This window comes from Pseudomonas sp. LBUM1648, from assembly GCF_059716145.1.
The window spans coordinates 1803656-1825136 of record NZ_CP166808.1; the positions used below are offsets into that span (position 1 = coordinate 1803656).

A 21481-nucleotide genomic window follows, 5' to 3' on the forward strand; every position below is an offset into this window, starting at 1 on the left:
ATGACTTCCGCACTTTTTATTCCCGAGCTCGGCCATTTGGCGATGATTCTGGCGCTGTGCTTTGCGCTGGTACAGGCCGTGGTGCCGTTGGTCGGTGCCTGGCGCGGTGACCGCTTCTGGATGAGTCTGGCCCAGCCAGCCGCGTGGGGGCAGTTTGCGTTTTTGCTGTTCGCGTTCGGCTGCCTGACCTACGCGTTCATGGCTGATGACTTCTCCGTCGCCTATGTGGCGAACAACTCCAATACCGCTTTGCCATGGTTTTACAAATTCAGCGCGGTGTGGGGCGCTCACGAAGGATCGTTGCTGCTATGGGCACTGATCCTCGGCGGCTGGACGTTCGCGGTGTCGGTATTTTCCCGGCAGTTGCCGCAAGTCATGCTCGCCCGCGTCCTGGCGGTGATGGGCATGATCAGCACCGGTTTCCTGCTGTTCCTGATCCTTACGTCCAACCCGTTCAAGCGCATCCTCCCGCAAATGCCCAGCAATGGCGCGGACTTGAATCCGTTGTTGCAAGACATCGGCCTGATCGTTCACCCGCCAATGTTGTACATGGGGTACGTGGGCTTTTCGGTGGCGTTCGCGTTCGCCATCGCCGCGTTGATGGGCGGTCGTCTCGACGCGGCGTGGGCCCGATGGTCGCGGCCTTGGACGATTGTGGCGTGGGCCTTCCTCGGTATCGGCATTACCCTCGGTTCGTGGTGGGCTTATTACGAACTTGGCTGGGGTGGCTGGTGGTTCTGGGACCCGGTGGAAAACGCCTCGTTCATGCCTTGGCTGGTCGGCACCGCATTGATTCACTCGCTGGCGGTCACGGAAAAACGTGGCGTGTTCAAGAGCTGGACGGTGTTGCTGGCGATTGCCGCGTTCTCGCTGAGCCTGCTGGGTACGTTCCTGGTGCGTTCCGGCGTGCTGACCTCGGTACACGCGTTCGCCTCCGACCCGGAGCGCGGCGTGTTCATCTTGATCTTCCTGCTGTTCGTGGTCGGTGGCTCGCTGACGTTGTTCGCGTTGCGCGCGCCTGTGGTCAAGAGTCAGGTCGGCTTCAACCTGTGGTCGCGGGAAACCCTGCTGCTGGGCAACAATCTGGTATTGGTCGTGGCCGCGTCGATGATTCTGCTCGGCACCCTGTACCCGCTGATTCTCGATGCCCTGAGCGGCGCCAAACTGTCGGTCGGCCCGCCATACTTCAACGCGTTGTTCATTCCGTTGATGGCGTTGCTGATGCTGGTGATGGCGGTGGGTGTGGTCGTGCGCTGGAAAGACACGCCGGTTAAATGGCTGGCCAGCATGCTCACTCCGGTGTTGCTGGGCAGCGTCGCATTGGCAGTGGTGGCCGGTGTCGCTTACGGCGATTTCAACTGGGCCGTTATCGCCACTTTCCTGCTCGCTGCGTGGGTGTTGCTGGCCGGTGTGCGCGACATCTTCGACAAGACTCGTCACAAAGGCCTGATCAAAGGCCTGCCGACCCTGACCCGCAGTTATTGGGGCATGCAGATCGCCCACCTCGGCATCGCCGTTTGCGCGTTGGGTGTGGTGTTGTCGAGCCAGAACAGCGCCGAACGCGACCTGCGTCTGGCGCCGGGCGAGTCGATGAACCTGGCCGGTTATCAGTTTGTATTCGAAGGCGCCAAGCACTTCGAAGGGCCTAACTTCACGTCCGACAAGGGCACCATTCGGGTGATCCGCGACGGCAAGGAAATCAGTGTGCTGCACCCGGAAAAGCGTCTGTACACCGTGCAGAACTCGGTGATGACCGAAGCCGGCATCGACGCCGGTTTCACCCGTGACCTCTACGTCGCCCTCGGCGAGCCGCTGGACAACGGCGCGTGGGCCGTGCGCGTACACGTCAAACCGTTCGTGCGCTGGATCTGGTTCGGCGGCTTGCTCACAGGTGCAGGCGGGCTGCTGGCCGCACTGGATCGGCGTTATCGGGTCAAGGTGAAATCCAAGGTGCGTGAAGCGCTGGGCATGACAGGAGCGGCTGCATGAGACGTTGGTTGATGCTGGTGCCACTGGCGATTTTCCTGCTGGTGGCGGTATTCCTTTATCGCGGTCTGTACCTTGATCCGGCGGAACTGCCGTCGGCGATGATCAACAAGCCATTTCCGGAGTTTTCCCTGCCAAACGTGCAGGGTGATAAAACCCTGACCAAAGCCGATATTCTCGGCAAGCCTGCGCTGGTCAACGTCTGGGGCACGTGGTGCATTTCCTGCCGGGTCGAGCATCCGGTGCTGAATAAGCTGGCCGAGCGCGGCGTGGTGATCTACGGGATCAACTACAAGGACGTCAATGCCGATGCCTTGAAGTGGCTGGCCGAATTCCACAATCCGTATCAGTTGGACATCCGGGACGACGAAGGCTCGCTGGGCCTGAACCTCGGCGTGTACGGCGCTCCGGAAACCTTCTTCATCGATGCCAAGGGCATCATCCGTGACAAATACGTCGGCGTGATTGACGAGCAGGTCTGGCGTGAAAAACTCGCGGCCAAGTATCAGGCGCTGGTCGATGAGGCCAAACCATGAAGCGCTTTCTAGCCGCCGTGGTATTGGGTTTGAGTCTGGTCGGTGTGGCTCACGCCGCCATCGACACCTACGAGTTCGCCAAAGAAGGTGATCGCGAGCGTTTCCGCGAATTGACCAAGGAACTGCGCTGCCCCAAGTGCCAGAACCAGGACATCGCCGATTCCAACGCACCGATTGCGGCTGACCTGCGCAAAGAGATTTTCCGCATGCTCGGCGAGGGCAAGGACAATCAGCAGATCATTGACTTCATGGTCGACCGCTACGGTGATTTCGTTCGCTACAAACCCGCACTCAATGCCAAGACTGCACTGCTGTGGTTCGGCCCGGCCGGGCTGCTGCTCGGTGGTTTCGTGGTGATCGCGGTGATCGTTCGCCGACGTCGCGGCCAGCGCGCCGAGACCCCGCAAGCGCTGTCCATCGAAGAGCGTCAGCGCCTCGACCAACTGTTGGATAAAAACCAAGAATGATTGATTTCTGGCTTGCCGCAGGGCTGTTGCTTCTGGTCGCCCTGAGTTTTCTGCTGATCCCTGTTCTGCGTGAACGCCGCGCCCAGCGTGAAGAGGATCGTACTGCTCTCAACGTTGCGCTGTATCAGGAACGCGTTGCCGAGTTGCAGTCGCAACAGGCCGAAGGTGTGCTGGATGCCGCGCAAATGGACAGCGGCCGCGCTGAAGCTGCGCGTGAACTGCTCGCCGATACCGAAGGTGTGGCTGCGCCGCGCGTCTCGAAGCTGGGCAAACCGTTGCCGCTGCTGGCGGCAGTGCTGGTGCCGGTCTTGGGCCTGGGTCTGTATCTGCACTTCGGCGCTGCCGACAAGGTCGAACTGACTCGCGAATTCGCCCAGGCACCGCAGTCGATGGAAGAGATGACCCAGCGTCTGGAGCGTGCCGTTGCTGCGCAACCGGATTCGGCTGAAGGCCTGTATTTCCTCGGTCGCACCTACATGGCTCAAGAGCGTCCGGCGGACGCGGCGAAGATGTTCGAACGCGCTGCCAACCTCGCCGGTCGTCAGCCGGAGCTGCTCGGCCAGTGGGCGCAGGCGCAGTATTTCGCCGACGGAAAAAAATGGTCGGACAAGATCCAGTCCCTCACCGATGAAGCGCTGAAGGCCGATCCGAAGGAAGTCACCAGCCTCGGCCTGCTCGGCATCGCCGCTTTCGAAGGCGAGCGTTATCAGGAAGCCATCGATTACTGGAACCGTCTGCTGGCGCAATTGCCGCCGCAGGACAATTCCCGTGCCGCGTTGCAAGGCGGGATCGAGCGAGCCGCAGAACGCCTGCAAGCCAGCGGCGGCAAGGTCGCTCAGGCAACAGTGCCAAAAGCAGCTTTGTTGAAAGTCAGCGTCGATCTGGCCAGCGAGCTAAAAGGCAAAGTGCAACCGGGTGACAGCGTGTTCATCTTCGCCCGCGCCACGTCCGGGCCACCGGCACCGCTGGCAGCCAAGCGCCTGACCGTGGCGGATCTGCCGGTGACCGTCGAGCTGGGCGATGCCGACGCCATGATGCCGCAGTTGAAACTGTCGAACTTTCCTGAAGTCCAACTGGTTGCGCGCATCTCCCGTGCCGGTCAGCCGACCGCAGGGGAGTGGGTCGGTCGCAGCGGCCCTCTGGCCAGCAGCACCACCGCGCTGCAAAAATTGACCATCGACAGCCCGGACAAGTAACCGGGCAACACAGGAAAGCACCGCCATGCACACCCTCGCCCGAATCACGGTTCTCACATTGGCCCTGGGCCTGAGCGCATGTGCGGTGCAACCACCGGGACGGAGCACTAACCTGCCGCCGATCCCGCCATCGCAGCCGAGCCCGACCCCGTCGACCTCGCCAACACCGGGCAAAAGCATTCCCGCCAAACCCGCGAAACCCGTCCCACGCACCTCGGCCAGCTTCGCCCCACCTCCCGGCGGCAACAGTCACTGGGATCAGAAACTCGGCGTCTATGTGCTCGACGACCAGTCCAACACTTTCTACCGACAGCGCACCTACTTCCGCTGGAACAATGGCTGGAGCCGCTCCGTCAGCCCCAACGGCCCATGGGAAGACACCGATATTCACGGCGTGCCGCCGGGGTTGGGCAAGCGGTTCGGGCAGTGAGTGAAAACGGCGATCTTCGGATCGCCGTTTTGCTGTCTGTGGCTGCAATAAATCACACTCTGTAAAACAACCGGGCGTCGCTCTTTGGATTTCTGTGCTTGAGTAAAGATAACTCTAGAGTTATTTTTGTTGGGCCGAAGCAAGGAGGCGGTTGGTGCAGAGCAGACTATTGATGAAGGAGCTGGAGGAGGCAGGCTGGACGCTGGATCGGGTCACCGGCAGTCATCACATCTTCAAGCACCGTTACAACCCATACACGATTCCCGTCCCTCACCCGAAAAAGGATTTGCCGTTGGGGACGGTCAAAAGCATCAGGAGGCGTGCGGGGTTGTACAACCCGCCAGCCAGTTATGAAGGAGATCCATAATGCAATATCCAATCTGCATCGAGTGGGGCGATGAGAACACCGCCATCGGTATTCAGATCCCCGATATTCCCGGCGCCGTGACGGCGGGGGATAGCTTTGAAGATGCCTACAAGGCTGCGGTTGAGATCGCACACATCATGCTCCAGGAGATTGCGGCGGACGGAGAGTCGATTCCGATGCCGACCTCTGCTGCGGCGCATCGCAATAATCCGGAGTTCGCCGGGATGGGCTGGGGCATGCTGGAGCTGGATATCTCGCCGTACCTGGGCAAGACCGAAAAGGTCAACGTGACACTGCCTGGCTATGTGATTCAGCGAATCGACCGCTATGTGCGCGAGCACAATGTCAAAAGCCGCTCTTCCTTTCTGGCGGATGCGGCGATGGAGAAGTTGGTTCGGTATTGAAAACATCGCGGGCCAGTTGACCCGCGATGTTTTTTACGTTTTACGCAGTCGCCAGCGACCGCCCTTGCGATGCACTCAAAAACCGCAACAACGCCAACAACGGAAAAACACTGCCGACAATCACGATCCACAACCAGCCGCCATGCTCGAACACCGCGCTGGCCACCGAGGAGCCGAAGGCGCCGCCGATGAAGATGCTGGTCATGTACAACGCGTTCAGACGACCACGACTTTTCGCGTCCAGCGAGTAGACCGCACGTTGGCCGAGCACCATGTTCATCTGCACGCAGAAGTCGAGTACCACGCCGGTCACGGCCAGGCCGATCACGCTGTAGGCCGGGTGGATGAACGCGGGCAGGAAGCTCAGGCTGGCGAACAGCATGGCCAGCAGCGAGGCGATGCGGGTGTGACCGGCGTCGGCCAGGCGTCCGCTGATCGGGGCGGCGATGGCACCGATGGCGCCGACCAGGGCGAAGATCGCGATCTCGCTTTGCGACAGGCCATGGTTGCGTGCCAACTCCAGCGGCACGGCGGTCCAGAACAGGCTGAACGTGGCAAACATGCAACCCTGATAAAACGCGCGTTGACGCAGCACCGGTTGCTGGCGCAGCAGCGTCCACAGCGAACCGATCAATTGCCCGTAGGTGGCGCTGTGATCCGGTTGGCGCTTGGGTACGGTCAACGCCAACACCACGCTGATCGCCGCCATCAACGCCGCAGCAATCATGAACATCGCCCGCCAGCCCAAGTGGTCGGCGACCACGCTCGACACCGGCCGCGCCAGCAGAATACCCAGCAGCAGTCCGCCCATGATCCCGCCAACGACGCGCCCGCGAGACTCTTCCGGCGCCAGATGCGCGGCCAGCGGAATCAGGATCTGCACCGACACCGAACTGAAACCCACCAGCAGCGAGATCAACAAAAACAGGTTGGGCTGATCAGTGAACGCCGCACCAAGCAGGCTGGCAATTGCCACCACGGTGGTGATGATCATCAACCGACGGTTTTCCAGCAGATCACCCAGCGGCACCAGGAAGAACAGACCCAGCGCGTAGCCGATCTGTGTCAGCGAGACGATAAAACTGGCCATGGTGTCGGTCAGGCCGATGTCCGGCGCAATCAGGCCGATGATCGGTTGCGCATAGTAGATGTTGGCAACGATGGCGCCGCAGCAGAAGGCGAACAGCAGCACCATGCCTCGGGTCATTGCGTGAGTTGTGGCGGTCATAAGATTTCTCGATCCAGCGAAAGTGAATGCGGTGAGGCTAAAGGATGGGGCGAACCGGCGGTAGAAACGTCAGATCGATATCAGTTATTCCATTGCGGAATGAGTGACGCTCGGGTGGTGTCGCCCATCGGCGAACCTTGCGTCCGACCGTTGAGCGTCGATGATACATTCACTTACATCTAGTTCGATAGCGTGCTTATGTTTGCGCCAAATACTCTCCCTCCCGGAGAGGGCTGGGGTGAGCGGATTCTGGCCACGAAAAAGGCGACCTGTTGAGGTCGCCTTTTTGTTTGCCACTTAAGCCTTACTGGCCCGAGTAGATCTGATCGAAAACCCCGCCATCATTGAAGTGCGTCTTCTGCACGGTGCGCCAGTCACCAAAGGTTTTCTCCACCGACAAAAAGTCGACTTTCGGGAAACGGTCGGTGTACTTCGCCAACACCGCCGGGTCACGCGGACGCAGGTAGTTGGCGGCAGCAATTTCCTGACCTTCCGGCGACCACAGGTATTTCAGGTACTCATCAGCCGCTGCACGCGAACCTTTCTTGTCGACGACTTTGTCGACCACCGACACCGGTGGCTCTGCCTCGGCAGAAACACTCGGGTAGATCACTTCAAACTGATCACGACCAAACTCGCGAGCGATCATTTCCGCTTCGTTCTCGAAGGTCACCAGCACGTCGCCGATCTGGTTGGTCATGAACGTGGTGGTCGCGGCGCGACCACCGGTATCCAGCACTGGCGCTTGCTTGAACAGCTTGCCGACGAAGTCTTTGGCCTTGTTCTCGTCACCGCCGTTTTTCAGCACGTAGCCCCAGGCCGAAAGGTAGGTGTAACGGCCGTTGCCCGAGGTTTTCGGGTTCGGCACGATCACTTGCACGCCATCCTTGAGCAGGTCCGGCCAGTCTTTCAGAGCTTTCGGGTTGCCCTTGCGCACGATAAATACGGTGGCCGAGGTGAACGGCGCGCTGTTGTTCGGCAGGCGCGTGACCCAGTTGTCAGGAACCAGTTTGCCGTTGTCGGCGAGGGCATTGATGTCGGTCGCCATGTTCATGGTGATGACGTCAGCGGGCAGGCCATCGATCACCGAACGCGCTTGCTTGCTCGAACCGCCGAAGGACATCTGCACGGTGATGTTTTCGTTGTGCTCGGCTTGCCAGTGTTTCTGGAACGCAGTGTTGTAGTCCTTGTAGAAATCGCGCATCACGTCGTAGGAAACGTTCAGCAGAGTCGGTGCGGCTTGAGCCACGCTGCCGAAGGCAAGACCGGCGGCGAGAAGTGAGGCGCCAAAGAGTTTTTTCACTGCGCATTCCTTGTTCTGTGGGGTGTTGTGCCAAAAATGAGGCCATTTGCCAGCGACTATAACGGGGCACGCATAGTCGCTTAAAGATTAAAAAGCTCTGTGCTTATTCCATTTTCTTGAACAGCTGATTGCCACAGCGTGAGCAAAACGCAGCGCCGTGTTCATGGCTGTTTTTCTTGCACACCGGGCAGTCGTGTTGCAGTTGTTCGCCGCGCATGGCATTGGCCAGTTCGGCGGTGAAAATCCCGGTCGGCACGGCGATGATCGAGTAACCGGTGATCATCACCAACGACGAAATTACCTGACCCAGCGGTGTCTTCGGCACGATGTCGCCGAAGCCCACCGTGGTCAGGGTCACGATAGCCCAATAGATGCCTTTGGGAATGCTGGTGAACCCGTGTTCCGGGCCTTCGATCACGTACATCAACGTGCCGAACACCGTCACCAGGGTGCAGACGCTGACCAGAAACACCACGATCTTCTGCTTGCTGCCGCGCAGCGCCGACATCAAATAGTTGGCTTGCTTGAGGTACGGGCTGAGCTTGAGCACGCGGAAAATCCGCAGCATCCGAATAATCCGGATGATCAGCAGGTACTGCGCATCGCTGTAATACAGCGCGAGGATGCCGGGCACGATCGCCAGTAAATCCACCAGCCCATAAAAACTGAAGGCGTAACGCAGCGGCTTGGGCGAGCAATACAGACGCAGGATGTACTCACCGAGAAAGATGATCGTGAAGCCCCACTCGATGTACGCCAGCACATCGGCGTAGTTCTGGTGAATGCTGTCGATGCTGTCGAGCATCACGATCACCAGGCTGGCGAGGATGATCAACAGCAAAATGCCGTCGAAGCGCCGCCCGGCGAGGGTGTCGCTCTGGAAAATCATGACGTAAAGCCGTTCACGCCAACTGTTGCTGCTGTCCATGGATAACGCCCGAATCGAAGATCAGCGCAGCCTAGGTTGATTCTCCCCATGAGTGCAAGACGCGTCGTCGACCGTGGCTTTGCCGAGCATCTGAATGCCGGCATGGATCAGCCAGCAGGCGAGGATGAATGGCGCGGTCAATGTGGCCAGGCCGATGGCGGCGAACAGCGGCGTGACCAGTAGCGCCACAACAATGCCGAGCAACGGCAACCAGGGTTGTCGGCGCTGGGCACTGAAGGCGAGGGCGGCAAGTATGGCGTTGTAACTGCCGAGGCCGAGCAGTGCCGCGCTGGTTTCGTGGTGCAACAGGCTAGAACCGAGGCCGACGGCAGACGCCAGCAAAGCCCAGCCGAAAGCACGACGATCAGCGAACAGCAAACCAATGGCGATCAACGCGCCCGCCAGCGGATGACCGAGGAACATCACTTGGCCCAACCCTCTGAGTTCGGCGGCGAGCAGATTCAGCGTCGTCATCTCGATGTGAGCTGTCGGCGCGGACGGCTCGGCAAAGCACAGCAGCACCCAGCTCATGCCCACGAAGGGCGTGGTGTAGGCGGGCATCGATTGGCTGAGCCGCACGCGTTTGAGCCATTGCTGAGTGATCATCGCGCTCAAACCGCCAGCAGCGAGAATCAGCGGCGGCAGCATGGGTGACCACGGGAAATACAGGCTCAACAGCAGACCGAGCAACACGCCGTTGTAGCTGAACAACCCGGCCTGACGATCAGCCTTGGCATAGTTGCGCCGTTGCGCAGTGAGCAATCCGGCGACGGCACCGAGCAGCGCACCGGCGAATAGCACTGGCGCTGTCAGCAGGATCGCCAGCAGACACAGCAGGCCGCACAGCGGATGGCGCTGGAGGAATATCTGACTGAAACCGTTGAGCAAAGCCTCGGCCCAGTCGGGGCAGTGGGTGTTGAAGTGATTGGCAGGCATGGCGAAAAAAATCTGGGCAGTTGGAAAAGCAAAAGGTCTTGCTTACCTGTGGTGAGGGGATTTATCCCCGATGGGCTGCGAAGCGGCCCCCAATCAGTGAGTGCGGTTTTTCTGTGAAAACCGTCACACCCTTAAAAGCGGTGACTGCTGCGCAGTCATCGGGGATAAATCCCCTCGCCACAGGTTTTGTATTCACATCAAAAATGTGGGTTAGATCAGAGTCTCGATCCGCAGCGAGTTGGTCGACCCCGGCTGCCCAAACGGCACACCGGCGGTGATCAACAGCGTGTCACCGCGCTCGGCCATACCTTGCGCCTGGGCGATTTCCAGCGCCGTCGAGCAAACCTCATCGACCTGCCGCAAACGATCATTGACCACTGAATGAATCCCCCACGCCACACTCAAGCGGCGAGCGGTCTGCAGGTTCGGCGTCAGGTTGAGGATCGGCGCTTTCGGCCGCTCCCGCGCCGCACGTAAAGTGGAAGCGCCCGACTCGCTGTAGTTGACCAGCACCGCCACCGGCAGCACGTTGCTGATACGCCGGATCGCGCAGCTGATTGCATCGGAAACCGTCGCCTCGGCTTTTGGTCGGCTGACGTCGAGCTGCGTCTGATAATCCGGGCCGTTTTCCACCTGACGGATGATCTTGCTCATCATCTGCACGGCTTCCAGCGGGTATTCGCCGGACGCGGTTTCCGCCGAGAGCATCACAGCGTCAGCACCTTCGGCCACCGCGTTGGCGACGTCGGTGACTTCGGCCCGGGTCGGCGCCGGGGAGAAACGCATCGACTCCAGCATCTGCGTCGCCACCACCACCGGTTTGCCGAGTTCACGGCAAGTGGTGATGATGTTTTTCTGAATCTGCGGCACGCTCTCGGCCGGTACTTCGACGCCGAGGTCACCACGGGCCACCATGATCGCGTCGCTCAGTTCGGCGATTTCGCGCAGTTGCTCGACCGCCGACGGCTTCTCGATTTTCGCCATCAGAAAGGCTTTGTCGCCGATCAATTCGCGGGCTTCGAGCATGTCCTGCGGACGCTGCACAAACGACAACGCCACCCAATCCACACCCAACTCCAGACCGAAGCTCAGGTCGCGGCGATCCTTGGCGGTCAGCGGGCTCAGCTCGAGCACCGCTTGCGGCACGTTCACGCCTTTACGGTCGGACAATTCACCGCCATTGAGCACGGTGGTGTCGATCGCGTCGGTGTATTTGGTGACCACACGCAGGCGCAGTTTGCCGTCGTCGAGCAGCAGGTCCATACCCGCTTCCAGCGCCGCGATGATCTCCGGATGCGGCAGGTTCACCCGACGTTCATCGCCCGGCGTGGCATCCAGATCGAGACGAAACGCCTGACCACGATGCAACTGCACCTTGCCGTCAGCGAACTTGCCGACGCGCAGTTTTGGCCCTTGCAGGTCCATCAGAATGCCCAGCGGATAATTGAGCTGGCGCTCGACTTCGCGGATCCACTGATAGCGCTTGGCGTGGTCGGCGTGGTCGCCGTGGCTGAAGTTGAGGCGGAAGATGTTGACTCCGGCCTCGACCAGCTCGCGGATGTCGTCGATGCCGTCGACCGCAGGCCCGAGGGTGGCGAGGATTTTGACCTTTTTATCAGGCGTCATGATTTGGAGTTCTCAAGGATCAGAATGGCGCGGAAGTCGTTGACGTTGGTGCGGGTCGGCTCGGTGACGATCAGCGCATCGAGCGCTTCGAAATAGCCGTAGCCGTTGTTGTTATCCAGCTCGTCGCTGGCGCTCAAACCGAGGGCGGCGGCGCGCGCGTAGCTGTCCGGGGTCATGATTGCGCCGGCGTTGTCTTCCGAGCCGTCGATGCCGTCGGTGTCACCGGCCAACGCATAGACGCCGGGCTGGCCCTTGAGGCTGTCGGTCAGGCTGAGGAGGAATTCGGCGTTGCGTCCGCCACGGCCATTGCCGCGCACAGTCACCGTGGTTTCGCCGCCGGAGAGGATCACGCACGGCGCGGCCAGGGGCTGGCCATGGTTGATGATCTGGCGGGCGATGCCGGCGTGGACTTTCGCCACCTCGCGGGATTCACCTTCCAGGTCGCCGAGGATCAGCGTGCTGAAACCGGCCTGACGGCATTTTACCGCTGCGGCATCCAGCGATTGCTGAGGGCGGGCGATCAACTGGAAATGGCTGCGGGCCAGGCTCGGGTCGCCGGGTTTGACCGTTTCCGACTCAGGGCTTTGCAGCCAGTTGCGCACTGACGCGGGGATCTCGATGCCGTAACGCTTGATGATCGCCAGCGCTTCGGCGGATGTGCTTGGGTCGGCCACGGTAGGGCCGGAGGCGATGACCGTGGCGAGGTCGCCCGGTACATCGGAAATCGCGTAGGTATAAACAGTGGCCGGCCAGCAGGCCTTGCCCAGGCGGCCGCCCTTGATCGCCGAGAGGTGCTTGCGCACGCAGTTCATCTCGCCGATGGTCGCGCCGGATTTGAGCAGGGCTTTGTTGATCGATTGCTTGTCGGCGAGGGTGATGCCTTCGGCCGGCAGGGCCAGCAGGGCGGAACCGCCGCCGGACAGCAGGAAAATCACGCGGTCGTCTTCCGTCAGGTTGCTGACCAGCTCGAGCACGCGTTTGGCTACGGCCAGGCCAGCAGCGTCAGGCACTGGATGCGCAGCTTCGACCACTTCGATTTTTTCGCACGGGGCGCCGTGACCGTAACGGGTCACCACCAGACCGGATACTTCACCCTGCCAGCAGCGCTCGACCACTTGCGCCATGGCGGCTGCGGCTTTACCGGCGCCGATGACGATCACCCGACCGGTGCGATCGGCAGGCAGATGGGCTTCGAGGACTTGCTGCGGATGGGCCGCGTCAATGGCTGTGGCAAACAGCTCGCGCAGCAGTTGTTGCGGATCGACCGACATGGCGGGCTCCCGGAATTCTTGTTATTTGAAAGGGCAACTCGGAACCCTTGTGGGAGCGAGCCTGCTCGCGAAGGCGGTGTGTCAGCCAACATGGATGTTGAATGTGCAACCGTTTTCGCGAGCAGGCTCGCTCCCACAGGGTTTTGTGCAGGCTTTATTTTTTGTCGCGAATCGAGAAGTTGGCCATGTGCTCCAGACCTTTGATCAGCGCCGAGTGGTCCCAGTTGCTGCCACCGATGGCCGCGCAGGTGCTGAACACTTGCTGGGCGTTGGCGGTGTTCGGCAAGTTGATGTTCAGCTCCTTGGCGCCTTGCAGGGCCAGGTTCAGGTCCTTCTGGTGCAGGCTGATGCGGAAGCCCGGATCGAAGGTGCCTTTGATCATGCGCTCGCCGTGTACTTCGAGGATCTTCGAGGAGGCGAAACCACCCATCAGTGCTTCACGCACCTTGGCCGGATCAGCACCGTTTTTGGAGGCGAACAGCAGGGCTTCAGCGACTGCCTGAATGTTCAGCGCAACGATGATCTGGTTCGCCACTTTCGCGGTCTGACCGTCGCCATTGCCGCCGACCAGCGTGATGTTTTTGCCCATGGCCTGGAACAGTGGCAGCGCGCGTTCGAACGCATCGGTATCGCCACCGACCATGATGCTCAGGGTCGCGGCTTTGGCGCCGACTTCACCGCCGGACACCGGCGCGTCGAGGTACTGCGCGCCTTTCTCGTTGATCTTGGCGGCGAACGCCTTGGTGGCGGTTGGCGAGATCGAGCTCATGTCGATGACGATTTTGCCTTTGCTGATGCCTGCCGCAACGCCGTCGGCGCGGAACAGCACGTCATCGACCTGCGGGGTGTCCGGAACCATGACGATGATGAATTCGGCTTCCTGCGCGACTTCGCGCGGATTGGCCAACGCGACGGCGCCAGCGGCAACCAGGTCGGCGGGGGCCGCGTCGTGGTGCGCCGACAGGAACAGGCTGTGACCGGCTTTCTGCAGGTTTGCCGCCATTGGGTGGCCCATGATGCCGGTGCCGATAAATCCGATTTTAGCCATGAGAAAATCCTCTTGTTTTTGTCTTGCCCCCGGTTTGGAACCGATGAGCTTTTGTGGCGAGGGGATTCATCCCCGATGGGCAGCAAAGCTGCCCCAGTTTTTAGCGTGAGTCAGTACGATCCGGGGTGTCGGTTTTACGACTGCTGCGCAGCCGGTCGGGGATAAATCCCCTCACCACAGGGGATCTGGTTTCAAGTCCAGATCAAGGTTCAACACTCGAACTCAGATTGCGTTATGGGTTTTCAGCCAGCCGAGGCCCGCTTCAGTGGTGGTCAACGGCTTGTACTCGCAACCGACCCAACCCTGATAACCGATGCGGTCGAGGTGTTCGAACAGGAAGCGGTAGTTGATCTCACCGGTGCCTGGTTCGTTGCGCCCCGGGTTGTCCGCGAGCTGCACATGGTTGATCTCGCCCAGGTGCGATTGCAGGGTGCGGGCCAGATCACCTTCCATGATTTGCATGTGATAGATGTCGTATTGCAGGAACAGATTGGCGCTGCCCCCCTGCTCGCGAATCGACAGGGCTTGCGCCGTGTTGTTCAGGTAGAAACCCGGGATGTCGCGGGTGTTGATCGCTTCCATCACCAGTTTGATGCCGACGGCTTGGAGCTTGTCGGCGGCGTATTTGAGGTTGGCGACGAAGGTCTTTTCCACGGTGGCATCGTCGACACCTTGCGGACGAATACCGGCCAGGCAGTTGACCTGGGTGTTGCCCAGCACTTGTGCGTAGGCAATCGCCAGATCGACACCGGCGCGAAACTCTTCAACCCGATCCGGCAGGCAGGCAATCCCGCGCTCGCCCTTGGCCCAGTCACCGGCCGGCAGGTTGAACAGCACTTGGGTCAGACCGTTGGCGTCGAGCCTGGCTTTGATTTCGGCGGAGCTGAAGTCGTACGGGAACAGATATTCCACGCCACTGAAACCGGCCTTGGCGGCGGCGTCGAAACGGGCAAGGAAATCCTGTTCGGTGAACAGCATGGACAGGTTGGCTGCGAAACGCGGCATGGTGGTCTCCCGTTGTAGGTTCTCGTGTAACAGGTATGACGCAATTGGTCGGATGAAACGCGATCAGTCCCCTCTCCTGGGGGAGAGGGTTAGGGTGAGGGGGAATCCTGAGTCTGATCCCGATTTTGCGAGCACCGCAAAACCTTTCCCTCACCCCAGCCCTCTCCCGGGGGGAGAGGGAGCTAATTACGTTCAATCAAGCAGCGAAATCGCCGTTGGCGCATCGTTGCCGACCAGCGCCAGGTCTTCGAACTCGTTGACGGCGTTGATCTCGGTCCCCATGGAGATGTTGGTCACACGCTCCAGAATGATCTCGACGATCACCGGCACTTTGAACTCTTCGATCATCTGTTCGGCCTTGCGCAGGGCAGGAGCGATTTCCGACGGTTCAAACACACGCAGTGCCTTGCAGCCGAGGCCTTCGGCAACTGCGACGTGGTCAACCCCGTAACCGTTGAGTTCCGGCGCGTTCAGGTTATCGAAGGACAACTGCACGCAGTAGTCCATTTCGAACCCGCGCTGGGCCTGACGAATCAGCCCCAGGTACGAGTTGTTCACCACGACGTGGATGTAAGGCAGTTTGAACTGAGCGCCGACCGCCAGTTCTTCGATCATGAACTGGAAATCATAGTCCCCCGACAGGGCCACGACTTTGCGGCTCGGATCGGCCTTGACCACGCCCAGTGCTGCCGGAATGGTCCAGCCCAGAGGGCCTGCCTGACCGCAGTTGATCCAGTGACGCGGTTTATAGACGTGCAGGAACTGCGCGCCGGCAATCTGCGACAGACCAATGGTGCTGACGTAGCAGGTGTCTTTGCCGAATACTTGGTTCATCTCTTCATACACGCGCTGCGGTTTGACCGGCACATTGTCGAAGTGGGTCTTGCGGTGCAGGCTGGCTTTGCGCTGCTGGCAATCCTGCAACCAGGCACTGCGATTTTTCAGCTTGCCGGCGGCTTGCCACTCGCGAGCCACTTCGATGAACACGGTCAGCGCGGCAGCGGCGTCAGACACGATGCCCAGGTCCGGCGTGAATACACGGCCGATCTGTGTGCCTTCGATATCGACGTGAATGAACTTGCGACCTTCGGTGTATACGTCCACCGAACCGGTGTGACGGTTGGCCCAGCGGTTGCCGATACCCAGCACCACGTCGGATTTGAGCATCGTCGCGTTGCCGTAGCGATGCGAAGTCTGCAGGCCGACCATGCCGACCATCAACGGGTGATCGTCCGGGATGGTGCCCCAGCCCATCAGGGTCGGGATGACCGGGATGCCGGTGAGTTCGGCGAACTCGACCAGCAAGTCGCTGGCGTCGGCGTTGATGATGCCGCCACCGGCCACCAGCAATGGACGCTCGGCCTGATCAAGCAAGGCCAAAGCCTTCTCGACTTGAACGCGGGTAGCGGTCGGTTTGGCCAGCGGCAATGGCTGGTAGGCGTCGATATCGAATTCGATTTCGGCCATCTGTACGTCGAACGGCAGGTCGATCAGCACAGGGCCTGGACGGCCGGAGCGCATCTCGAAGAATGCTTTCTGGAACGCGTAAGGCACCTGGCCCGGCTCCAGAACAGTGGTCGCCCACTTGGTGACTGGCTTGACGATGCTGGTGATGTCGACCGCCTGGAAGTCTTCCTTGTGCATACGGGCGCGGGGTGCCTGGCCGGTAATGCAAAGGATTGGAATCGAGTCGGCCGAGGCGCTGTAGAGCCCGGTGACCATATCGGTACCGGCAGGGCCGGAAGTCCCGATGCACACGCCGATGTTGCCGGCCTTGGTGCGGGTGTAGCCCTCGGCCATGTGCGAGGCGCCTTCAACGTGGCGAGCGAGGACGTGATCGATGCCACCGACTTTCTGCAAGGCGGAGTACAGCGGGTTGATGGCAGCGCCCGGAATGCCAAAAGCGGTATCAACCCCTTCACGGCGCATCACCAGAACGGCGGCTTCGATTGCTCTCATTTTGCTCATGGTTTTGTGCCTCTTTACGTTTTGTAATTGTATACAAGTGGCTTTGCGCAGAGTTTATTCACGGCGGACGGCGCAGGTCAATCCATTTTCTCAAGCGGCTGTTTCATTTGTCGGAAGCCTTTTCTGCTGTGGCTTTTCGTCGCATGTGGCGCTTTTCGATAATTATTGTATACAAAAAAATAACTCATTGTGTTCTATTTGTTGCATCGGACTGCGGCACAAACGCGCAGTCTCACGACTTTCCCAATAACAAAATGAGGACAGCACCATGAGCGCTTTAACCTTGAAAGTCGCAGTCAACCTGGTCAACGAAGCCATCAGCGCAGGGCGGGCCATCTCCGCAGCGCCGCTGACCATCGCGGTACTCGATACCGGCGGCCACCTGATTACGCTGCAACGCGAAGACGGCGCCAGCCTGCTACGCCCGCAAATCGCCATCGGCAAAGCGTGGGGCGCCATCGCCTTGGGCAAGGGTTCACGCCTGCTGGCACTGGACGCCCAACAACGCCCGGCCTTCATCGCCGCTCTCAACAGCATGGGGCAGGGCAGCGTCGTGCCGGCACCGGGCGGTGTGTTGATCCGCGATCAGGCGGGGAATGTGCTGGGGGCGATCGGGATTAGCGGCGATCTGTCGGATATTGATGAGCAGGTGGCGATCAAAGCGGTGGAAGCGCTGGATCTGAAGGCGGATGCGGGGGTGGCGGCTTAAATCTGTGGTGATTGAATAACCGCTATCGCGAGCAGGCTCACTCCTACAGGGGAACGCTTTCCAAATGTAGGAGTGAGCCTGATCGCGATCGCGTCACTGCGGTGTTTCAGTCCGGCTCACACCCTTTGAGCACCAACCGAATAATCGTCTGCGCAGCAGCCTCGTAATCCGCCTCGTCCAGCTTGTCCTTGCCGGTGACCGCAGAGATCTGCCAGTCGAAGTCGGCGTAGGTCTGGGTGGCGGCCCAGATGCTGAACATCAGGTGGTTGGGGTCGATCGGGGCGATCTGGCCGCGGTCGATCCAAGTCTGGATGCAGTCGATGTTGTGCTTGGCCTGAGCGTTGAGTTGCTCGACCAGATCAGCGCTCAGGTGCGGGGCGCCGTGCATGATTTCGCTGGCGAACACCTTGGAGGCGAAGGGCAGGTCGCGGGAGATGCGGATCTTCGAGCGGATGTAACCGCTGAGCACTTCGCTCGGCACGCCGTCCGGGTTGAACGGCGTCGAGGCCTGCAGGATCGGCACGATGATGCTTTCCAGCACCTCGCGGTAGAGGTTTTCCTTGGACTTGAAGTAGTAGTAGACGTTGGGCTTGGGCAGTCCTGCCTTGGCGGCGATGTCGCTGGTTTTGGTCGCAGCGAAGCCCTTGTCGGCAAACTCCTCACTGGCGGCACGCAGGATCAGTTCTTTGTTGCGCTCGCGGATTGTGCTCATAAACCCGGTGGTTCCTTGCCTGTTCTGGCGGTTGCGCATGGTAGCACCGGCCTCGCGCAGCGCTCAACAATGCCCCGTGTGGCCTGCAGTCGCGGTATGCTGCACGGCATTATTAACATAAGGAAACAAGATTCATGGCAGGAAGCAGTTTGCTGGTGCTGATCGACGACATCGCCACCGTTCTGGACGACGTTGCGTTGATGACCAAAATGGCCGCCAAGAAGACCGCTGGCGTGCTCGGCGACGACTTGGCGCTGAATGCTCAGCAAGTCTCTGGTGTGCGGGCCGAGCGGGAGATTCCCGTGGTCTGGGCGGTGGCCAAGGGCTCGTTCGTCAACAAACTGATCCTGGTGCCGTCGGCGCTGGCGATCAGTGCGTTCGTGCCGTGGCTGGTGACGCCGCTGTTGATGGTCGGTGGTGCGTACTTGTGCTTCGAGGGTTTCGAGAAACTCGCGCACAAGTTTCTGCACAGCAAGGCTGAAGATGATGCCGAGCACGCGCAACTGACCGAGGCCGTGGCCGATCCGGCAACCGATCTGGTGGCGTACGAGAAGGACAAGATCAAAGGTGCGATCCGCACTGACTTCATCCTCTCGGCAGAAATCATCGCGATCACCCTCGGCACCGTGGCTGGGGCTTCGTTGACGCAGCAGGTGATCGTGCTGTCCGGCATCGCCATCGTCATGACCGTGGGCGTTTACGGTCTGGTGGCCGGCATCGTCAAGCTCGACGACCTAGGTCTGTGGCTGACGCAGAAGCCTGGGCAGGTCGCCAAAAAAATCGGTAGCGGCATCCTGGTCGCGGCGCCCTACATGATGAAAACGCTGTCGGTGGTTGGCACTGCAGCGATGTTCCTGGTCGGCGGCGGCATTCTGACCCACGGTGTACCGGTGGTGGGCCACTGGATTGAGGGTGTTGGCGCGGCGGCCGGTGCTGCCGGGTTTGCGGTGCCGATGTTGCTCAATGGCGTGGCGGGGATCATCGCTGGCGCGGTGGTGTTGGCGGTTGTTTCTGTTGTCGGCAAAATCTGGAAAGCGATCAAAGGTTGAACGCATAACCTCTGTGGTAGCGTTGTTTTGTCATTAAAAAAGGCCATTCGATTTGCATCGAATGGCCTTTTTTGTGCCTGCCGGTTTTACTCGGCAATCTGCAACTTGCGCGACTCGGTGTACACGTAACGCACTTTCTCGTACTCGAACGGCGAGTTCAGCTGACCATAGCGGAAGCTGGTCTGGTAGCGCTTGTCGACGGCGCGTAGAGCCCAGATTTCCGGGTGGTTGGAACTGACTTCCGAAACATTGAGAAAGTTGATCGCCGATTCGGCGCTGTAGTCCACAGCCAGGCCTGCGGTGTCACGCAGGTTCGACGGGCCGAGGATCGGCAGGACGAAATAGGCGCCGCCCGGAACACCGTAGAAGCCCAGAGTCTGACCGAAGTCTTCGCTCTGGCGCGGCAGCCCCATGGCGGTCGCCGGGTCCCAGAGGCCGGCGATGCCGATGGTGGTGTTGAGCAACAGGCGTGCGGTGGTTTCCATCGAACGCTGGCCCTTGAACTGCAAGAGGCTGTTCATCAGGTTCGGTACGTCACCCAGGTTGTTGAAGAAGTTGCTCACGCCGGTGCGCAAGAAGCTTGGCGTGATGTAGCGGTAGCCATCGACCACCGGCAGGAACACCCATTGGTCGAAGCGGTAGTTGAAGTGGTAAACGCGACGGTTCCACTCTTCCAGTGGGTCATACACGTTCAGTGCGTTGAGCGTAGAGCGCTCGAATTCGCGCTGATCCAGCCCCGGGTTGAACTTGAGTTTGGACAGCGGTTCCTTGAAGCCGTCACTGTCGACCACCACCGGTGCATTGGCTTTGCTGTTGTCGGCCTGGGCCACGCCTGCACAGAGTAACGCTGCAATCAGCAGGAGATATTTAGCCACGGAAGAACTCCAGCATGGCGTCGCTGTTGACGCGGTAGTTAAGGTTGCCGCAATGGCCGCCCAGTGGGTACACGGTCAGACGATCACCGAAGGTTTTGCGCAGGAAGCCGAGGTCGCCCGGGCCGAGGATCACGTCGTCGGCGTTGTGCATTACGGCGATTTTCGGGCTGTCGTGCAGGTAATCCTTCAGTGCATACAGGCTGACCTGATCGATCAGTTGCAGCAGGCTGCCGCCGTCGGTGCGCGCGCGCCACATCGGAATCACTTGCTCGGTCAGGTAGCAATCGAAGTCGCATTGCAGTGCACGTTTGAGGAACGGCGTGAGGCTGGTGCCCTGGGTGATCGGGAATTTCGGCGGGGTGATCAGGCCGCGACGGTTGATCAGGTCAGAAGTAAACGCAATATCGGCGGCCGAGAAGCGGAACGAGGTGCCGATCAGCATCGCCATCTGCTCGTTGCTCAGATGCTGCTTGGACTGCTGGAAGTCGTAGAGCAGGGCGTCGTTGAGGTCGATATAACCCTTTTGCTGGAAGTAGCGGGTCAACTTGGTCAGCACCAATTCATAGAACGTGGTGCTGTTGTTGATACCTTTAACTTCGGTCTGCACCAGCTTGTCGAGGTTGGTGATCGAGGTATAGAGGTTGACCGGCGGGTTGAGCAGCAGGACTTTCTTGAAGTTGAAGCTGCGTCGGGTTTCGTCCAGATGCGCGACGAACGCGGCATCGAGAGCACCAAGGCTATAACCGGTGAGGTAATACTCGGTGACCGGCAGTTTCGGGTTTTGCGCCCGCACGGCCTGCATCACCCGATACATGTCTTCAGCGTCTTCCTTGGTCACGCCCGGAGTGGCGAAGCGCGAGGCTGCACTGATGAAGTCGAAGCTGGTCGGCGACGACAACTGTACGACGTGGTAGCCAGCCTTGTAGTAGAGCTTTTTCAGGTATTCGTTGAGCGTGCTGTCATAACGCGCGCCGGTGCCGGCGATCAGGAATATCAGCGGTGCTGGCTTGTCCTGCTCGGCGATGCGGTAGGTGAGCTTTTTCACCGGCCAGAAGTTGTCCGGAAGAATGAACTCGCGTTCCGGACGCAAGGTGACGCTGCGGTCCGACTGATTGATGTCGTCGTCCAGCGGCAATTCCGGGCGCAAGTCCGGCGGAGTCGTGGCGATGGTCGCCTCGAACGGGTTGGTCAGGGGATAGCCATAACTGGCGGCGTCGATATCCACCGCCAGTGCGGACGCACTCAAAATAAGGCCGCTGAACAGCGCGGCGAAGCGCAAGGAACGGAGCATGACTAGATCCCTAAGAGGAAGGTGCCGAATGAAGTTCGCAGGCTATGACCACCGGGGTTGCGCCAAAGTGCCATGCCGCGGCACCAAACAGGCAGAATTCGGAGTAATAGTAGCTGGACGATACACTTTGCATCGCCCGGATGATA

Annotated in this window: 21 protein-coding genes; 9 read left to right on the plus strand and 12 right to left on the minus strand. The window is 60.0% G+C overall.

Features of this window, described 5'->3' with window-relative positions:
* The 7 genes from ACA043_RS08275 (at position 1) to ACA043_RS08305 (ending at position 5386) form a co-directional block, all read left to right on the plus strand.
* Positions 1 to 1989: a heme lyase CcmF/NrfE family subunit gene (locus ACA043_RS08275; RefSeq protein WP_187677405.1), complete on the plus strand. Its 1989-nt coding sequence runs from the start codon at positions 1 to 3 to the stop codon at positions 1987 to 1989.
* The gene (locus ACA043_RS08280; RefSeq protein WP_187677406.1) at positions 1986 to 2522 is read left to right on the plus strand and encodes a DsbE family thiol:disulfide interchange protein; all 537 of its coding nucleotides are present in this window, start codon (positions 1986 to 1988) and stop codon (positions 2520 to 2522) included. The genes ACA043_RS08275 and ACA043_RS08280 overlap by 4 nt, the downstream gene beginning before the upstream one ends.
* Positions 2519 to 2989, plus strand: a complete 471-nt coding sequence (locus tag ACA043_RS08285; RefSeq protein ID WP_095190679.1) for a cytochrome c-type biogenesis protein — start codon at positions 2519 to 2521, stop codon at positions 2987 to 2989. Before ACA043_RS08280 ends, ACA043_RS08285 begins: the two co-directional genes overlap by 4 nt.
* Entirely contained in the window at positions 2986 to 4185 is a 1200-nt protein-coding gene (gene ccmI / locus ACA043_RS08290; RefSeq protein WP_497658958.1) for a c-type cytochrome biogenesis protein CcmI, read from the plus strand. The genes ACA043_RS08285 and ccmI overlap by 4 nt, the downstream gene beginning before the upstream one ends.
* A 25-nt stretch (positions 4186 to 4210) precedes the next feature.
* On the plus strand, positions 4211 to 4615 hold the full coding sequence (locus tag ACA043_RS08295) for a hypothetical protein (RefSeq protein WP_401271692.1): 405 nt from the start codon (positions 4211 to 4213) through the stop codon (positions 4613 to 4615).
* A 154-nt stretch (positions 4616 to 4769) separates the two neighbouring features.
* Positions 4770 to 4982, plus strand: a complete 213-nt coding sequence (locus ACA043_RS08300; protein ID WP_401271699.1) for a type II toxin-antitoxin system HicA family toxin — start codon at positions 4770 to 4772, stop codon at positions 4980 to 4982.
* The gene (locus ACA043_RS08305; RefSeq protein ID WP_187677410.1) at positions 4982 to 5386 is read left to right on the plus strand and encodes a type II toxin-antitoxin system HicB family antitoxin; all 405 of its coding nucleotides are present in this window, start codon (positions 4982 to 4984) and stop codon (positions 5384 to 5386) included. Before ACA043_RS08300 ends, ACA043_RS08305 begins: the two co-directional genes overlap by 1 nt.
* Before the next feature lie 40 nt (positions 5387 to 5426).
* Here ACA043_RS08305 and ACA043_RS08310 read toward each other — a convergent pair whose 3' ends face one another.
* From ACA043_RS08310 to gcl, 9 genes are all read right to left on the minus strand, one after another.
* Positions 5427 to 6614, minus strand: a complete 1188-nt coding sequence (locus tag ACA043_RS08310) for an MFS transporter (protein ID WP_187677411.1) — start codon at positions 6612 to 6614, stop codon at positions 5427 to 5429.
* Positions 6615 to 6918: 304 nt separating this feature from the next.
* Positions 6919 to 7917 (minus strand): sulfate ABC transporter substrate-binding protein, encoded by a 999-nt coding sequence (locus ACA043_RS08315; protein ID WP_401271703.1) that lies wholly within the window; start codon positions 7915 to 7917, stop codon positions 6919 to 6921.
* A gap of 103 nt (positions 7918 to 8020) precedes the next feature.
* Complete coding sequence (locus ACA043_RS08320) at positions 8021 to 8845, minus strand: ion transporter (RefSeq protein WP_401271705.1); 825 nt, start codon at positions 8843 to 8845, stop codon at positions 8021 to 8023.
* A 21-nt stretch (positions 8846 to 8866) separates the two neighbouring features.
* On the minus strand, positions 8867 to 9781 hold the full coding sequence (locus tag ACA043_RS08325) for an urea transporter (protein ID WP_497658959.1): 915 nt from the start codon (positions 9779 to 9781) through the stop codon (positions 8867 to 8869).
* 210 nt (positions 9782 to 9991) lie between these two features.
* A complete protein-coding gene (gene pyk / locus ACA043_RS08330) occupies positions 9992 to 11407 on the minus strand; it encodes a pyruvate kinase (protein ID WP_489878537.1) in 1416 nt (471 codons plus the stop codon).
* Positions 11404 to 12678, minus strand: coding sequence for a glycerate kinase type-2 family protein (locus tag ACA043_RS08335; protein WP_401271711.1), 1275 nt, complete (start codon positions 12676 to 12678; stop codon positions 11404 to 11406). Before ACA043_RS08335 ends, pyk begins: the two co-directional genes overlap by 4 nt.
* Positions 12679 to 12832: 154 nt before the next feature.
* Positions 12833 to 13726 carry a 2-hydroxy-3-oxopropionate reductase gene (locus tag ACA043_RS08340; RefSeq protein ID WP_489878539.1) on the minus strand — a complete coding sequence of 298 codons (894 nt, stop codon included), beginning with the start codon at positions 13724 to 13726 and terminating at the stop codon, positions 12833 to 12835.
* 222 nt (positions 13727 to 13948) lie between these two features.
* Positions 13949 to 14731, minus strand: coding sequence for a hydroxypyruvate isomerase (gene hyi, locus ACA043_RS08345; RefSeq protein ID WP_497658960.1), 783 nt, complete (start codon positions 14729 to 14731; stop codon positions 13949 to 13951).
* Positions 14732 to 14923: 192 nt separating this feature from the next.
* Complete coding sequence (gene gcl / locus ACA043_RS08350; protein ID WP_007919935.1) at positions 14924 to 16699, minus strand: glyoxylate carboligase; 1776 nt, start codon at positions 16697 to 16699, stop codon at positions 14924 to 14926.
* Positions 16700 to 16967: 268 nt separating this feature from the next.
* On the opposite strand from gcl, the gene ACA043_RS08355 reads away from it, so the two are divergent.
* On the plus strand, positions 16968 to 17408 hold the full coding sequence (locus ACA043_RS08355; protein WP_187677421.1) for a GlcG/HbpS family heme-binding protein: 441 nt from the start codon (positions 16968 to 16970) through the stop codon (positions 17406 to 17408).
* 106 nt (positions 17409 to 17514) lie between these two features.
* Here the strand turns inward: ACA043_RS08355 and ACA043_RS08360 are convergent, their stop codons facing one another.
* Complete coding sequence (locus ACA043_RS08360) at positions 17515 to 18120, minus strand: TetR/AcrR family transcriptional regulator (protein WP_187677423.1); 606 nt, start codon at positions 18118 to 18120, stop codon at positions 17515 to 17517.
* Between the two features lie 134 nt (positions 18121 to 18254).
* Between ACA043_RS08360 and ACA043_RS08365 the strand changes: the two genes are divergently transcribed.
* Positions 18255 to 19169 carry a DUF808 domain-containing protein gene (locus ACA043_RS08365; RefSeq protein ID WP_187677424.1) on the plus strand — a complete coding sequence of 305 codons (915 nt, stop codon included), beginning with the start codon at positions 18255 to 18257 and terminating at the stop codon, positions 19167 to 19169.
* A gap of 86 nt (positions 19170 to 19255) precedes the next feature.
* Here ACA043_RS08365 and ACA043_RS08370 read toward each other — a convergent pair whose 3' ends face one another.
* Positions 19256 to 20044, minus strand: coding sequence for an MlaA family lipoprotein (locus ACA043_RS08370; RefSeq protein ID WP_401272091.1), 789 nt, complete (start codon positions 20042 to 20044; stop codon positions 19256 to 19258).
* Entirely contained in the window at positions 20037 to 21335 is a 1299-nt protein-coding gene (locus ACA043_RS08375; protein WP_187677426.1) for a serine/threonine protein kinase, read from the minus strand. The genes ACA043_RS08370 and ACA043_RS08375 overlap by 8 nt, the downstream gene beginning before the upstream one ends.
* Positions 21336 to 21481: the final 146 nt, after the last annotated feature.